The sequence below is a fragment of the Dorea longicatena genome (assembly GCF_025150085.1).
GTDB lineage: Bacteria > Bacillota > Clostridia > Lachnospirales > Lachnospiraceae > Dorea_A > Dorea_A longicatena.
Genome location: NZ_CP102280.1, coordinates 2,906,177 through 2,919,963, shown reverse-complemented (window position 1 = coordinate 2,919,963; position 13,787 = coordinate 2,906,177). Strand labels below are relative to the sequence as shown.

The window sequence follows — 13,787 nt, the reverse complement described above, 5'->3', positions numbered from 1 at the left end:
ATTTACTCCTAATCTGTCTGATTCGCGGATTTTCACCTATAAACCCACTCTTCTACATTGTACATCAAAAAGTTGCTTTAGGCAATCTTTTATCGCTATGCTTTGGCAACTGGCAGTTTCTCTTGATGTAGATTTGAAATATGTGGAAAACTCAATCCCAATTATCAACACTTGTAAAATGCGCATGAAATGGGGAAAAAATCTAAAAAAATATATGATTTCCACACGTTATCCACAAAAATCCACAAAGTTTTCCACAAAATGTGGATAAATATATTTTTAAAATTTAAGGAATAGCTTGACGTAGAGCGGTTTTTTTTATATAATCAAGGCTGATGTCTTATGAAAATTAGGGGGCAAGCCCCTTGGAATAAAATAAGGAGGTGGATATCCATGAAGATGACATTCCAGCCAAAGAAGAGACAGAGAGCTAAAGTACATGGCTTCAGATCTAGAATGAGCACAGCAGGTGGAAGAAAAGTACTTGCTGCAAGAAGAGCAAAAGGAAGAAAGAAATTATCAGCGTAGGCCGCATATATGTGGCCTTTTCTTCTACTCAGAAAAATTAGGAGAATAAGACAATGAAGTATTCCGAATCACTGAAAAAGAACAAAGATTTCCAATATATATATAGAAAAGGGAAATCTTACGCCAACAAATATCTGGTCATGTATGTACTGGAAAATGGGACAAGTCAGAATCGATTAGGAATATCTGTAAGCAAAAAAGTAGGAAACAGTATAGTACGGCACAGATTAACAAGATTAATCCGAGAAAGCTATAGACTGCAAGAAGAACGATTCAGATGTGGATTAGATATAATTGTTATAGCAAGAATAGGCGCCAAAGGAAAAGATTATAAAGATATTGTCGGCGCAATGCTCCATCTGGGTCATCTTCATAAGATTATAGATGAGGGGTAACGTATTATGAAGAAGATTCTGCTCACTGGTATCAGATTTTATCAGAGATATCTGTCTCCGATAAAGGGCGGTTCCACCTGTAAATTTTATCCGACCTGTTCTCAGTATGCGAAAGAGGCAATTGAGAAATACGGCGCATTAAAAGGAGGACGACTGGCGGTGTGGAGAATTCTGCGTTGTAATCCGTTTACCAGAGGAGGTTACGACCCTGTTCCTTAAAAAGATTACAACTACATATGGAGGAAAAAATTATGGTACCAAGTTTACTGACTGCCGCTAACTGGCCGATTGTCGGACAGCTTTGCTGGATTCTGGGTAAGGTAATGAACTTTATCTATAATTTCCTGGACAAATGTCTGCCAAGCGATAGCGGGCTGGTAGGTCTGTCGATTATTCTGTATACGATTTTTGTGTATACATTATTACTTCCACTTACGATTAAGCAGCAGAGAACATCCAAGATGTCTTCTGTTATGAATCCGGAGATTCAGGCTATACAGAAGAAGTATAAAAATAAGAAAGACCAGGCGTCCATGATGAAACAGCAGGAAGAGATTCAGCAGGTGTACGATAAATATGGTACATCGATGTCAGCAGGATGCCTTCCGTTACTGATTCAGATGCCGCTGTTATTTGCTTTGTACCCGGTTATCTATAATATCCAGAAATATGTTCCGGAGATCAAGACAGCTCCAAAGGCTGTAAATGTATTCCTGACACTTCCGGATCTGACTATCTCACCTATGCAGATGATCAAGAACAGCGGAAGCTATGGTTTCCCGGCAATCATGATCATTATTACTGCGATTTTACTTCCGGTATTATCAGGTTTGACACAGTATGGAAGTATCAAGCTTTCACAGGCTATTTCAGGCCAGCAGCTGGACAAAGATAACCCGATGGCGTCTACAATGAACACGATGAATATCACAATGCCACTGTTTTCGGTATTTATGGTATTCTCACTTCCGACAGGTATCGGTCTGTACTGGATCGTCAGTGCGGTAGTACGTTGTGTTCAGCAGGTATTTATCAATAAGCACTTAAGCAAGATTTCTGTAGAAGAGATTCTGGAGCAGAATAAGGAAAAGGCTGAGGAAAAACGTGTAAAACGTGGCGAGAAGAATGAACGTATCGCAGCAATGGCTCAGATGAATACCAAGAATATGAACAATCAGAACCAGAAGAAGAGACAGAGTACATCGAACCTGAGTGAAAAAGAAAGAGAAGCCAAGGTAGAAAACGCACACAAGAAAGCTGAAAATGCGAAGAAAGGAAGTCTCGCATCAAAAGCAAACATGGTGAAGAAATTTAACGAAAATGATTAGGGGGCGCTGTCATGGAGGATTACATTACTGTATCGGCAAAGACATTGGACGATGCGATCACCGAAGCGTTAGTTCAGTTAGGTGTAACAAGTGATCGCTTAGATTATATTGTTGTTGAAAAAGGAAGCGAAGGTTTCCTTGGAATCGGAAGAAAGCAGGCAGTAATCAAAGCCCGCAGAAAACGAGAAGAAAAACCGGTTGAAGAGACAGTGGAAGAAAGTAAAGTTGAAACACCGGTAAAAGAAGAAGTAAAACCAGAGAAGAAGACAGAGAAGAAGACAGAGAAGAAGACAGAGAAGAAGCCGGCAAAAGAGCATTCTCATACAAAGAAAAATGTAAGAGAAGAAAAACCGGAAGTAAAATCTGAGCCAAAGAAAGAAGTAGAACTTGCAAAAGTTGAACCACAGACGATCGAGACATGTGAAAAGTTCATTTACGATGTGATGAATGCAATGGGCATGGATGATGTAAAAGTTACATCTGTTGTAGATGAAGAAGGAGCACTTTCCATCAATATGGAAGGAAGCAACATGGGTATCCTGATCGGAAAACGCGGACAGACACTTGATTCTCTGCAGTATCTTACAAATCGTGTTGCCAACAAGATGCAGGATGGCTATGTAAGAGTGAAACTCGATACAGAGGATTACAGAAGAAGAAGAAAAGAAACACTGGAAAATCTTGCAAAGAACATTGCAAGCAAAGTAAAGAGAACAAGAAAGACAGTTTCTCTTGAGCCAATGAATCCATACGAGAGAAGAATCATTCACTCTGCGCTGCAGTCTGACCCGGCAGTATCCACACACAGTGAAGGTGAAGAGCCGTACAGAAGAGTTGTGGTAACACTGGTAAGAAACAGAAATAATCGATAATTAAGAGACAGGGGTCTTTAAGCGGCCCCTGTCTTTTTTTCACTCAAATGTATATTGGAGGAAATTATGGAACAATTATATAACTCCACGATTGCCGCAATATCTACGGCAATGAGTAATTCGGGAATAGGAATTGTACGAATGAGCGGACCGGAAGCATTTCAGATCGCAGACCGGGTATATAAGGGGAAAAAAGAGAAAAAACTATGTGATCAGAAGTCACATACCATTCATTATGGATATATTGTTGATGGAGAACAGGTAATTGACGAGGTCCTGGTCATGCTGATGCGCGGGCCGCACAGCTATACCGGTGAAGACACGGTAGAGATCAACTGTCACGGCGGTGTCTATGTGGTAAAACGAATTCTCGAAGTCCTGATCAAAAACGGTGCACGCCCGGCAGAGCCGGGAGAGTACACTAAGCGTGCATTCCTGAACGGAAGACTGGATCTTTCGCAGGCAGAAGCAGTTGGTGATCTGATCGCATCGCAGAACGAATATGCATTGCAGAGTTCGGTAAGCCAGTTAAAAGGAAATATCAAAGATAAGATTAGCGAAATGCGCGAAAAGATCCTGTATCATACTGCATTTATCGAGACTGCACTGGACGATCCGGAGCATATCAGTGTTGACGGCTATGGAGAAACACTGAAAAAAGTCGTCGATGAGATCATGGAAGCAATGAAAAGATTGCTAGATAGCTGTGATGATGGTAGGATTATAAAAGAGGGCGTACGCACAGTCATCCTCGGGAAACCGAATGCGGGAAAATCCTCTCTGTTAAATGTACTTCTCGGAGAAGACCGGGCAATCGTTACTGATATTGCCGGTACGACAAGAGATGTACTGGAAGAACACCTGAATCTGAAGGGCATTTCCTTAAATATTATGGATACTGCCGGTATCCGTGATACGGAAGATGTGGTGGAGAAGATCGGTGTTGATCGTGCGAAAGAATATGCGGACAAGGCAGACCTGATCCTGTATGTGATCGATGCATCCAGACCACTGGATGAAAATGATGCAGAGATCCTGCATCTGATCAAAGGCAAACGTGCGATCATCCTGTTAAATAAATCCGATCTGGATATGCAGGTGACAAAAGAACAGGAAGAACTGCCGGAAGAATTTCCGGTGATCGAGATCTCTGCAAAGAATGTACAGGGAATCGAAGAGCTGGAAGATACGTTAAAGGAGATGTTCTTCCAGGGAGAACTGACATTTAATGATGAAATCTATATTACAAATGTGAGACAGAAAACAGCGCTTCAGGATGCATATGCTGCACTGGAACGTGTGAATGACAGCATTGCCGCGGATATGCCGGAGGATTTCTATTCGATCGACCTTATGGATGCGTATGAAGCTCTCGGTAATATCACCGGCGAAACGATAGGAGAAGATTTGGTTAATGAGATATTCAGCAAATTCTGTATGGGAAAATAAAGATAAATATGATGTCGTAGTCATCGGTGCCGGCCACGCAGGTTGTGAGGCAGCACTGGCGACGGCGAGACTGGGCTTTCAGACACTGGTATTTACCGTAAGTGTGGACAGCATTGCGATGATGCCGTGTAATCCGAATATCGGCGGAAGCTCGAAAGGACATCTGGTAAGAGAGCTGGATGCCCTTGGCGGAGAGATGGGAAAGGTCATCGACCGTACATTTATCCAGTCAAAAATGTTAAATAAATCCAAGGGTCCTGCGGTACATTCGCTCCGTGCACAGGCAGACAAAGCAGTGTACAGCAGAACGATGCGCCGCGTACTGGAGGCTCAGGAGAACCTGGAGATCAAACAGGGAGAGGTTGCCAATCTCCTTGTGGAAGATGGAAAGATCACGGGAGTGCAGACATTTTCCGGTGCAACATATCACTGTAAGGCGGTTATCATCTGTAGCGGAACTTACCTGAAAGCACGATGCATTTATGGTGATGTGAGTCAGTATACAGGCCCGAACGGACTGCAGGCGGCCAATCATCTGACTGACTGTCTGAAAGAACTGGGCATTAAAATGTACCGTTTTAAGACAGGAACACCTGCCAGAGTAGACCGGAAAACAGTTGATTTCAGCAAGATGGAAGAACAGTTCGGAGATGAAAGAGTGGTACCATTTTCATTTACCACGAATCCGGACGATGTGCAGATCGACCAGGCATCCTGCTGGCTGACTTATACAAATGAGACGACACATGAGATCATCCGTGCCAATTTGGACAGATCGCCGCTATATTCCGGCATGATCGAGGGTACGGGACCGAGATATTGTCCGTCTATCGAAGATAAAGTGGTAAAATTTGCGGACAAAAAACGTCATCAGGTATTCCTGGAACCGGAAGGGCTGGAGACAGATGAGATGTACATCGGCGGAATGTCAAGTTCGCTGCCTGAAGATGTACAGTATGCAATGTACCGCAGTGTTCCGGGACTGGAGCATGTGAAGATCGTGCGGAATGCGTATGCGATCGAGTATGACTGTATCGATGCGAGACAGTTAAAACCATCACTGGAATTCCGCAATATCAGCGGCTTATTCAGTGCCGGTCAGTTCAACGGAAGCTCGGGCTATGAAGAAGCTGCCGCACAGGGCCTTATAGCGGGCATAAATGCCGCCAGAAAGCTGCAGGGCAAGGAATCCTTAGTGTTAGACCGCTCAGAGGCTTATATCGGCGTTCTGATCGATGATCTGGTTACAAAGGAAAGCCATGAACCGTACCGAATGATGACTTCGAGAGCAGAGTACCGTCTGCTCCTTAGACAGGATAATGCGGACCAGCGTCTGACAGAAAAAGGCTATGAAGTCGGTTTGATCTCACAGGAGCGTTATGATCGTCTGAAAGAGAAAGAAAGACTGATCGAGTCTGAGATCGAGAGATTAAAGAATGCCTATGTCGGAACCAGTGAAAAGGTACAGGAACTTCTGGAATCTTATGAAAGTACACCTTTGAATTCAGGAAGCAGTCTGGCAGAACTGATAAGGAGACCGGAATTATCTTACGAAGCTGTTACGGCTATTGATGTGACGAGACCGGAACTTCCGAAAGATCTGGCAGCAGAAGTGATCGAGCAGGTGGATATTTCTCTGAAATATGACGGTTATATCCAACGTCAGAAACGCCAGGTAGAGCAGTTCAAGAAGATGGAGAATAAGAAAATTCCGGAAGATATGGACTATGATGCAGTGAACAGCCTTCGTATTGAGGCAGTTCAGAAGCTGAAAGAGTACAGACCGGTGTCAATCGGGCAGGCATCGCGTATCTCTGGTGTATCTCCGGCAGATATATCAGTATTGCTTGTGTATCTGAGCGGAAATCACAGATAAGAAATCATAGATAAATTAATAAATGTGATGAAAAAGTAAGAAAAGCGGGATGAGTAGCTGTAATATAATGAAGTATATCAGTAAGAAAAACATCTAACACAAAAATAAATGTATTAATATTAATATACGCTAAAAATATAATTACACAGTAAATATAATGATAAGTATATAAAATGAATAAGATGAAAAATCATACATTTTATATACTTATTAATTTTAGAGAGAAAAAAGGAGAAAAATATGGACCAGATTTTGAAAAAAAGCCTGGAAAAGATAGGGATAGAGATCACAGACGAGCAGAAAGAGCAGTTTGATATCTATCATAAGCTTCTTGAAGAGTGGAATAAGGTGATGAACCTGACCGGAATCACAGAATATGAAGAAGTTGTAGAGAAGCATTATGTAGACAGCTTGTCGATTGTAAAAGTAATGAATATGAATCATGTGGATACAGTGATCGATGTGGGTACAGGAGCTGGTTTTCCTGGATTACCGCTGAAAATTGCATTCCCACATTTGAAAGTAACATTACTGGATTCACTGAATAAGCGGATTAAGTTCCTCAATACGGTGATTGAAGAGCTGGGGCTGGAAGATATCCACACAATTCATGGAAGAGCAGAAGATTATGCCAAAGATGCAGCATATAGAGAAAAGTATGATCTGTGTGTATCCAGAGCAGTTGCAAATCTGGCGACATTGAGTGAATATTGCCTTCCTTATGTAAAAGTAGGCGGTATGTTTATACCTTATAAATCAGGTGAGATTGATGAAGAGGTAAAAGGATCGAAAAAAGCGGTGAAAGTGCTTGGAGGAGAGATAGAAGATGTAGTGAAATTCGAATTGCCGGGAACGGATATCGGAAGATCCTTTGTAAAGATCCACAAAGTGAAGAATACGGCTAAGAAGTATCCGAGAAAGGCAGGGATGCCTTCAAGGGAGCCGATTGTTTAATCGTTGGAGAAATGGCTTACCCCGGGATGGAATGAAAATGAGATAGGGATTCCTATCTCATTTTCATTCCATCTGGTTTTCGCGGGCGGCAATGATTAAATAATGAGAGTGTAGGGGTGATGCGTGGATGAGGATAGGTGTTGGAAACAGGAAGAGAAAAAATTGGTAAAAGGGAGGATGTTTCACGTGAAACATCCTCCCTTTGTACGTGTGTGTAGGTTGCTGATGGATGGAATGTATAATAATAACTGCGTTTGTTTATGAATGTTAATGATAGTCTTTGAAATAGTAATTGGCTTATACTATATTAGTGCAAATCCTTGAATTAGCAGTTGTCACTTAATAGTAGGTCTAGTTGCTCCAAGAATGCATTGACATTTTCGCGTTGTGGAAGTAATCCGCTGCCTGGGACTTCGAGGTGTTCGATAGATGGAAGTATGTGGCAGTATTCGGTGGCTTTTTGTGATGTTTCTGGTGCGTTTTTACCTGTGATTACTGCAATTGAGGTTGTAAGTCCTTCGAGACAGTGGGCAACATTTACAGTTGTGTAATGTCCTAAAATGCTGGCGTAGAGATATTTACACTCTGCTGAGTCGGAAAGAGCGGTGTTGCGTGCGCCAACATTATAAATAAATGTTCCATATATAGGGATATTTATTATCTTTGCAAGTAGTTTTGATTTGTGATTTGGAGCTTTTGCAAGTGCATGTGTGCTTTCCGGACAAACCAGAATAATATGGTCAATCTGGTCGGCTATATTCTGACAGGCAGCTGTTACAAAGGAGGCTGAAGCCCCGGTAGCTACGATATCTGTCTTTTCACCTATAATATCACGAATAAAATCAGTAAGCAGTTGAACATACAGATAGCAGGTATATGTAATTGCGGGCTTGTCGGATTTGCCGCATCCGAGAAGGTCTATCGTATATACTGTGTGTTCTTTGGAAAGAGTACCGATTACTTTATCCCATTCCATAGAAGAACTGTAATGATTCAGATCATGAATAAGAAGAACCGGAGAACCAGTTCCTTCTTTTTTATAATATATATTTCCAAATTTCCAATTATAGTAATTGGATTCATCTTCTTCTGAATGTTCATCGGAGGCGTTGAATATGAATTTATTTATTACATGGAATGCTAAGGTTGTCGTTCCAATTGCTGTTGAGATGAATAATAATGTCTTTTTCCAGTTCATGCTGATACCTCACTTTCTTTTCCTAATTATACTATATTTACTTATGAATTGGAAGATTGCCTTTACAAAATGAGCATAAAATGAACAAAGTGAAGGAAATAGGACATTTTACTTGGAATATATGAAAAGAAGGGACACGAATAATAAAGCAAGTGGTAAAAACAAATGTTTCACGTGAAACATTCACAAAAATCGTATGTCACACAAAGATAACGAAAATAATATATAGAACGGTTTTATATTTATGGAAAAGGGAAAATCTATGTTTCACGTGAAACATTTTCTGGATAAGTATTCTGAAAAGTGATATACTAGAATCATGTGAAATAAGGGAAGGTGATAATTAAATGGGACGAGTTATAGCCGTTGCGAACCAAAAAGGTGGCGTTGGAAAAACAACGACAGCTATTAATCTGTCGGCATGTCTTGCTGAAAAAGGACAAAAGGTTCTTGCTATTGATATGGATCCGCAGGGCAATATGACGAGTGGATTAGGAATAGACAAAGATGAAGTTGAAAAGAATATCTATGATCTTATGATTGGTCAGGCTGGTGTAGATGAAGTTCTGCAAAAGGAAGCAATTGAAAATCTGGATGTGATACCGACAAGCATTGACCTCTCGGCTGCTGAAATTGAACTGATCGGTGTGGATGATAAAGAATTTATTATAAGAAATGCAGTTCAGCCGATCAAAGATGATTATGATTATATCATTATTGATTGTCCGCCATCGTTAAGTATGCTGACGATCAATGCAATGACAACAGCAGATTCTGTACTGGTTCCGATTCAGTGTGAGTATTACGCACTTGAAGGGTTGAGTCAGTTAATACATACAGTGGAGCTTGTAAAAGAAAGGCTGAATCCTGTTCTGGAGATTGAAGGAGTTGTATTTACTATGTATGATGCACGAACCAATCTTTCACTCCAGGTAGTGGAAAATGTAAAGGAAAACCTGCAACAGAACATCTATAAGACGATTATTCCTAGAAATATCCGATTGGCTGAAGCACCAAGTTATGGTATGCCGATTAATCTGTATGATCCAAAGTCTACAGGAGCAAGCGCATATCAGAGACTGGCGGATGAAGTTATGAATAGAGAGTAAATGAAAGATGTAATGTAGGAGGAAACGAATGCCAATAAAGAAAAAAGGATTGGGGAAAGGACTGGACAGTCTGATTCCTGATAATAAGAGCATGAAGTCTGTTACATCGGAAAAAACTGTGGAATCAAAAGAAGATGCAGCAGCTAAATCCGGTGTACAGGTAATGAAAATTAATGAGGTTGAGCCAAACAGAGACCAGCCGAGAAAGAATTTTGATGAAGATGCTCTCCTTGAACTTTCGGATTCGATTAAGCAATTTGGTGTGTTACAGCCATTGCTTGTTCGAAAAAGAAAAGATTACTATGAGATCATTGCGGGCGAAAGAAGATGGAGAGCTGCAAAACTTGCCGGAGTAAAAGAGGTTCCTGTGATTGAAAAGGAATATACAGATCAGGAAATTCTTGAGATAGGTTTGATTGAGAACATTCAGAGAGAAAACTTGAATCCGATTGAAGAAGCAATTGCATACAAGAGACTTCTGGAGGAATTCAATCTGAAACAAGATGAAGTCGCAGAGAGAGTATCGAAGAGCAGAACAGCCGTAACGAACTCTATGCGTTTGCTGAAACTTAGTGATAAAGTTCAACAGATGATCATTGACGACATGATTTCAACGGGACATGCAAGAGCATTGCTGGCCATTGATGATCCTGAGCTTCAGTACACACTGGCAAATAAGATATTTGACGAAAAACTCAGTGTAAGAGAAACTGAGAAATTGGTCAAAGAAATAAAAAATCCAAAGAAGCCGAAAGAAAAGAAACCGGTGGCCAATTCATTTATTTACCAGGATCTGGAAGAGAAAATGAAGAGTGTATTTGGAACAAAGGTAAGTATAGCATCAAAAGGAAAGGGAAAAGGTAAGATAGAGATAGAATATTATTCAGATGACGAATTAGAACATCTGTTCGATATGATGATGAGCATTAAAAGAGGAGAGTAATTGAATATGGATAGCAAAATACTGAAAGCACTTGGTATCGATCCGGCATTAATATTTATATTTTTGCTGATACTGATTGTTATATTATTCGTTCTGTATGTAAATGTAACAATGAAGTATAATCGATTGAAAAGCAGCTATACGACGTTTATGCGTGGTAAAGATGGAAAAACTCTGGAAGAAAGTATGATGTCGGGATTCTCGGATGTAGAGGCCATTCTGAAATATACAAAACAGAATCGTACAGACATTCAGAAACTTAACAAGAAGATGGAAAAATCTTACCAGAAACTTGGAATTGTAAAGTATGATGCATTTAATGAAATGGGTGGTAAACTCAGTTTCGCACTTGCAATGCTGGACAATAATAATACTGGTTGGATCATCAATGCGATGCACAGCAGAGAAGGCTGCTATACTTATGTGAAAGAGATCGTAAAAGGTGAAAGTTATGTAGAGCTTGCAGAGGAAGAAGCAGAAGCACTGGATAAAGCAATCTTCGAAGATGGTTATGAAGAAGAGGTGGATAAAGCAGTTGCATCTGCAACAGGAAGTCTTAAGTCTGTTAAGTCTGGTCCGGCAAAGAATGGAAATCAGAAAAGCGCGAATGCGAGAAATACAAAACAGACATCTGGAAAAGCAAACAATGGTAAGATCTTAAATGCAAGAACCAGTAATGTGCGTCCAGATATGGCAAGACCTGAAAAAACAAGAAATGAGAGATAATATAACATATATATAATCAGGAGGAATTTAGAAAAATGTTAGATATCAAATTTGTAAGAAATAATCCGGATGTTGTAAAGCAGAACATTAAGAACAAATTTCAGGATGAGAAATTACCTTTAGTAGATGAGGTAATAGAACTGGATCAGAAGAATAGAGATATTAAGGGAGAAGTAGAAGCACTCCGTGCAGAAAAGAACAAAATCTCTAAACAGATCGGTGCATGTATGGCACAGGGAAAGAAAGAAGAAGCGGAAGAATTAAAGAGAAAAGTAGCTGAGAGTGCTGCAAGGATCGAAGAACTTTCCAAAGAAGAAAAAGAAGTAGAAGAGAAACTGAAACAGAATATGATGATCATTCCGAACATCATCGATCCTTCTGTACCAATCGGAAAAGATGACAGTCAGAATGTAGAAATTGAAAAATTCGGTGAGCCTTTTGTTCCTGATTTCGAGATTCCATACCATACAGAGATCATGGAAGCATTTGACGGAATCGATCTTGAGAGCGCCGGAAGAGTAGCGGGAAATGGATTCTATTATCTGATGGGTGATATCGCAAGAATTCATTCTTCTGTACTTGCATATGCAAGAGATTTCATGATCAACCGTGGATTTACTTACTGTGTACCACCTTTCATGATCAGAAGCAATGTTGTAACAGGTGTTATGAGTTTCGCAGAGATGGATTCCATGATGTATAAGATCGAAGGAGAAGACCTGTACCTGATCGGAACAAGTGAGCACTCTATGATTGGTAAATTCATCGACACAATGTTAGAAGAAAAACAGCTTCCACAGACACTTACAAGCTATTCACCATGTTTCCGTAAGGAAAAAGGAGCTCACGGTATTGAGGAGCGTGGAGTATACAGAATCCACCAGTTCGAGAAACAGGAAATGATCGTTGTATGTAAACCGGAAGAAAGCAAGATCTGGTATGATAAATTATGGCAGAACACAGTAGATCTGTTCCGCTCACTGGATATTCCGGTACGTACATTAGAGTGCTGCTCAGGTGACCTGGCAGATCTGAAGGTAAAATCTTGTGACGTAGAAGCATGGTCTCCAAGACAGAAGAAATACTTCGAAGTAGGAAGCTGCTCTAACCTTGGTGATGCACAGGCAAGAAGACTTGGTATCCGTGTCAAAGGTGAAGACGGAACAAAATACTTCGCACACACACTGAACAATACAGTAGTAGCTCCACCGAGAATGTTGATCGCATTCCTGGAAAACAACCTTCAGGAAGACGGATCAGTTAAGATCCCTAAGGCATTACAGCCATACATGGGTGGAACAGAGAAGCTTGTACCTAAAAAATAAGCAGTTATAAGGATAAGCGTATGCATCAATATATGAAATCCATTGGATTTGGAAATATCAGAGACAAAAAACACTTAACACAGATTTTAAAAGATGTGGAAGAATCCTATACACAACATCAGCTCGTTACACAGGATGAAACAACGGATCTTTGTGAGTTTGAAAAAGAATATGGAGAAGGAATCGGGATCAAGGTGTGCGGAGATATGGACATCGATGAACAGTTTGAGTACCGTTATTATACACCATATTTCAAAGGATCCGGTGTGACATCCTATGCGGATGTCAGTGTGGAACGAAGGATAGACCGGGAAGCATATGTGGGCATCTGTGAAGATACAAAAGTAGGCATTAATCTGGTATTTTATCTTCAGAATATGATGGAATATCTGAGGGAAAGGCAGCTTGGTGGAAGAAGTATCAAGTATTCTTCCGTGACATTGTCCGGTCTTTGCAATGAGGGAATCATTCTGCTTCCGGTGCTGAAAAGTAAAGAACAGGAGCGGGAACAGCAGGAAGATGTACACAATCGTATGCTGCTGTTAAGCGCAGCAAAATCTGGCGATCCACAGGCGATTGAAAGTCTTACTCTGGATGACATCGATACATATTCCAAAGTATCAAGAAGATTGATATCGGAAGATGTATTTACGATCGTGGATACGTACATCATGCCGTACGGAATCGAATGTGACCGGTATTCGATCATGGGAGAAATCCTGGAATATCGTCTTACCAGAAATGAGATAACGAGAGAAGATATCTGCATCATGAAACTGGATGTGAACGGCCTTCTGTTCGATGTATGTGTACCAAAAAGAGAGGTCATGGGCGAACCGGCAGTCGGACGCAGATTCAAAGGAAATGTGTGGTTGCAGGGAAGAATCAACTTTTAATCTGCCATGCATTCGGAAGAAGTTTCCGATGGCAGACCCTTTGTATGTGGATAAATAAAGAAAAATGTGGATAAATATTTTTGAAAGATACAGGGATGGGGAAAACCATCCCTGTATTGACTTTTACAGGATTAATAGGTAAAATAATAAAGTACGAGTTAGTCAGGCTCCCTTAGTTAAATGGATAT

At 40.6% G+C, this 13,787-nt stretch carries 13 protein-coding genes and 1 pseudogene; 13 read left to right on the top strand and 1 reads right to left on the bottom strand.

The genetic code is table 11. From position 1 onward, the window contains the following. The first annotated feature begins 393 nt into the window (after positions 1 to 393). From rpmH to rsmG, 8 genes are all read left to right on the top strand, one after another. Positions 394 to 528, top strand: a complete 135-nt coding sequence (gene rpmH / locus NQ508_RS14025; protein WP_021859823.1) for a 50S ribosomal protein L34 — start codon at positions 394 to 396, stop codon at positions 526 to 528. 53 nt (positions 529 to 581) lie between these two features. Beyond that, positions 582 to 923, top strand: coding sequence for a ribonuclease P protein component (rnpA, locus tag NQ508_RS14020; RefSeq protein WP_006427129.1), 342 nt, complete (start codon positions 582 to 584; stop codon positions 921 to 923). Positions 924 to 929: 6 nt separating this feature from the next. Then, positions 930 to 1,142: a membrane protein insertion efficiency factor YidD gene (gene yidD, locus NQ508_RS14015; RefSeq protein WP_006427130.1), complete on the top strand. Its 213-nt coding sequence runs from the start codon at positions 930 to 932 to the stop codon at positions 1,140 to 1,142. Positions 1,143 to 1,174: 32 nt separating this feature from the next. Continuing rightward, the gene (locus NQ508_RS14010; protein ID WP_022416190.1) at positions 1,175 to 2,251 is read left to right on the top strand and encodes a YidC/Oxa1 family membrane protein insertase; all 1,077 of its coding nucleotides are present in this window, start codon (positions 1,175 to 1,177) and stop codon (positions 2,249 to 2,251) included. An 11-nt stretch (positions 2,252 to 2,262) separates the two neighbouring features. After that, the gene (gene jag, locus NQ508_RS14005) at positions 2,263 to 3,123 is read left to right on the top strand and encodes an RNA-binding cell elongation regulator Jag/EloR (RefSeq protein ID WP_006427132.1); all 861 of its coding nucleotides are present in this window, start codon (positions 2,263 to 2,265) and stop codon (positions 3,121 to 3,123) included. A 66-nt stretch (positions 3,124 to 3,189) separates the two neighbouring features. Further along, positions 3,190 to 4,572, top strand: a complete 1,383-nt coding sequence (mnmE, locus tag NQ508_RS14000; RefSeq protein WP_006427133.1) for a tRNA uridine-5-carboxymethylaminomethyl(34) synthesis GTPase MnmE — start codon at positions 3,190 to 3,192, stop codon at positions 4,570 to 4,572. Continuing rightward, positions 4,538 to 6,448 (top strand): tRNA uridine-5-carboxymethylaminomethyl(34) synthesis enzyme MnmG, encoded by a 1,911-nt coding sequence (gene mnmG / locus NQ508_RS13995; RefSeq protein WP_006427134.1) that lies wholly within the window; start codon positions 4,538 to 4,540, stop codon positions 6,446 to 6,448. The genes mnmE and mnmG overlap by 35 nt, the downstream gene beginning before the upstream one ends. Before the next feature lie 240 nt (positions 6,449 to 6,688). Further along, positions 6,689 to 7,402, top strand: a complete 714-nt coding sequence (rsmG, locus tag NQ508_RS13990; protein ID WP_006427136.1) for a 16S rRNA (guanine(527)-N(7))-methyltransferase RsmG — start codon at positions 6,689 to 6,691, stop codon at positions 7,400 to 7,402. A 325-nt stretch (positions 7,403 to 7,727) separates the two neighbouring features. On the opposite strand, the gene NQ508_RS13985 is transcribed toward rsmG, so the two are convergent. Continuing rightward, positions 7,728 to 8,600 (bottom strand): alpha/beta fold hydrolase, encoded by an 873-nt coding sequence (locus NQ508_RS13985; protein ID WP_006427137.1) that lies wholly within the window; start codon positions 8,598 to 8,600, stop codon positions 7,728 to 7,730. A 347-nt stretch (positions 8,601 to 8,947) separates the two neighbouring features. Between NQ508_RS13985 and NQ508_RS13980 the strand changes: the two genes are divergently transcribed. The 5 genes and pseudogenes from NQ508_RS13980 (at position 8,948) to NQ508_RS13960 (ending at position 13,599) form a co-directional block, all read left to right on the top strand. After that, entirely contained in the window at positions 8,948 to 9,709 is a 762-nt protein-coding gene (locus NQ508_RS13980) for a ParA family protein (protein WP_006427138.1), read from the top strand. Between the two features lie 28 nt (positions 9,710 to 9,737). Continuing rightward, positions 9,738 to 10,652 (top strand): ParB/RepB/Spo0J family partition protein, encoded by a 915-nt coding sequence (locus NQ508_RS13975; RefSeq protein ID WP_006427139.1) that lies wholly within the window; start codon positions 9,738 to 9,740, stop codon positions 10,650 to 10,652. A gap of 6 nt (positions 10,653 to 10,658) precedes the next feature. Then, positions 10,659 to 11,177, top strand: a pseudogene (locus NQ508_RS13970) (DUF4446 family protein); the annotation flags it as partial. A gap of 236 nt (positions 11,178 to 11,413) precedes the next feature. Next, positions 11,414 to 12,703 (top strand): serine--tRNA ligase, encoded by a 1,290-nt coding sequence (gene serS, locus NQ508_RS13965; protein ID WP_006427141.1) that lies wholly within the window; start codon positions 11,414 to 11,416, stop codon positions 12,701 to 12,703. Positions 12,704 to 12,723: 20 nt separating this feature from the next. Continuing rightward, a complete protein-coding gene (locus tag NQ508_RS13960; protein WP_022415242.1) occupies positions 12,724 to 13,599 on the top strand; it encodes a DUF3881 family protein in 876 nt (291 codons plus the stop codon). The last annotated feature ends 188 nt before the right edge of the window (positions 13,600 to 13,787 follow it).

Excerpts from the sequence above, each read along its gene's own strand:
- rpmH (WP_021859823.1), top strand. The coding sequence starts at position 394 with ATGAAGATGACATTCCAGCCAAAGAAGAGACAGAGAGCTAAAGTACAT.
- rnpA (WP_006427129.1), top strand. The coding sequence starts at position 582 with ATGAAGTATTCCGAATCACTGAAAAAGAACAAAGATTTCCAATATATA.
- yidD (WP_006427130.1), top strand. The coding sequence starts at position 930 with ATGAAGAAGATTCTGCTCACTGGTATCAGATTTTATCAGAGATATCTG.
- NQ508_RS14010 (WP_022416190.1), top strand. The coding sequence starts at position 1,175 with ATGGTACCAAGTTTACTGACTGCCGCTAACTGGCCGATTGTCGGACAG.
- jag (WP_006427132.1), top strand. The coding sequence starts at position 2,263 with ATGGAGGATTACATTACTGTATCGGCAAAGACATTGGACGATGCGATC.
- mnmE (WP_006427133.1), top strand. The coding sequence starts at position 3,190 with ATGGAACAATTATATAACTCCACGATTGCCGCAATATCTACGGCAATG.
- mnmG (WP_006427134.1), top strand. The coding sequence starts at position 4,538 with ATGAGATATTCAGCAAATTCTGTATGGGAAAATAAAGATAAATATGAT.
- rsmG (WP_006427136.1), top strand. The coding sequence starts at position 6,689 with ATGGACCAGATTTTGAAAAAAAGCCTGGAAAAGATAGGGATAGAGATC.
- NQ508_RS13985 (WP_006427137.1), bottom strand. The coding sequence starts at position 8,600 with ATGAACTGGAAAAAGACATTATTATTCATCTCAACAGCAATTGGAACG.
- NQ508_RS13980 (WP_006427138.1), top strand. The coding sequence starts at position 8,948 with ATGGGACGAGTTATAGCCGTTGCGAACCAAAAAGGTGGCGTTGGAAAA.
- NQ508_RS13975 (WP_006427139.1), top strand. The coding sequence starts at position 9,738 with ATGCCAATAAAGAAAAAAGGATTGGGGAAAGGACTGGACAGTCTGATT.
- serS (WP_006427141.1), top strand. The coding sequence starts at position 11,414 with ATGTTAGATATCAAATTTGTAAGAAATAATCCGGATGTTGTAAAGCAG.
- NQ508_RS13960 (WP_022415242.1), top strand. The coding sequence starts at position 12,724 with ATGCATCAATATATGAAATCCATTGGATTTGGAAATATCAGAGACAAA.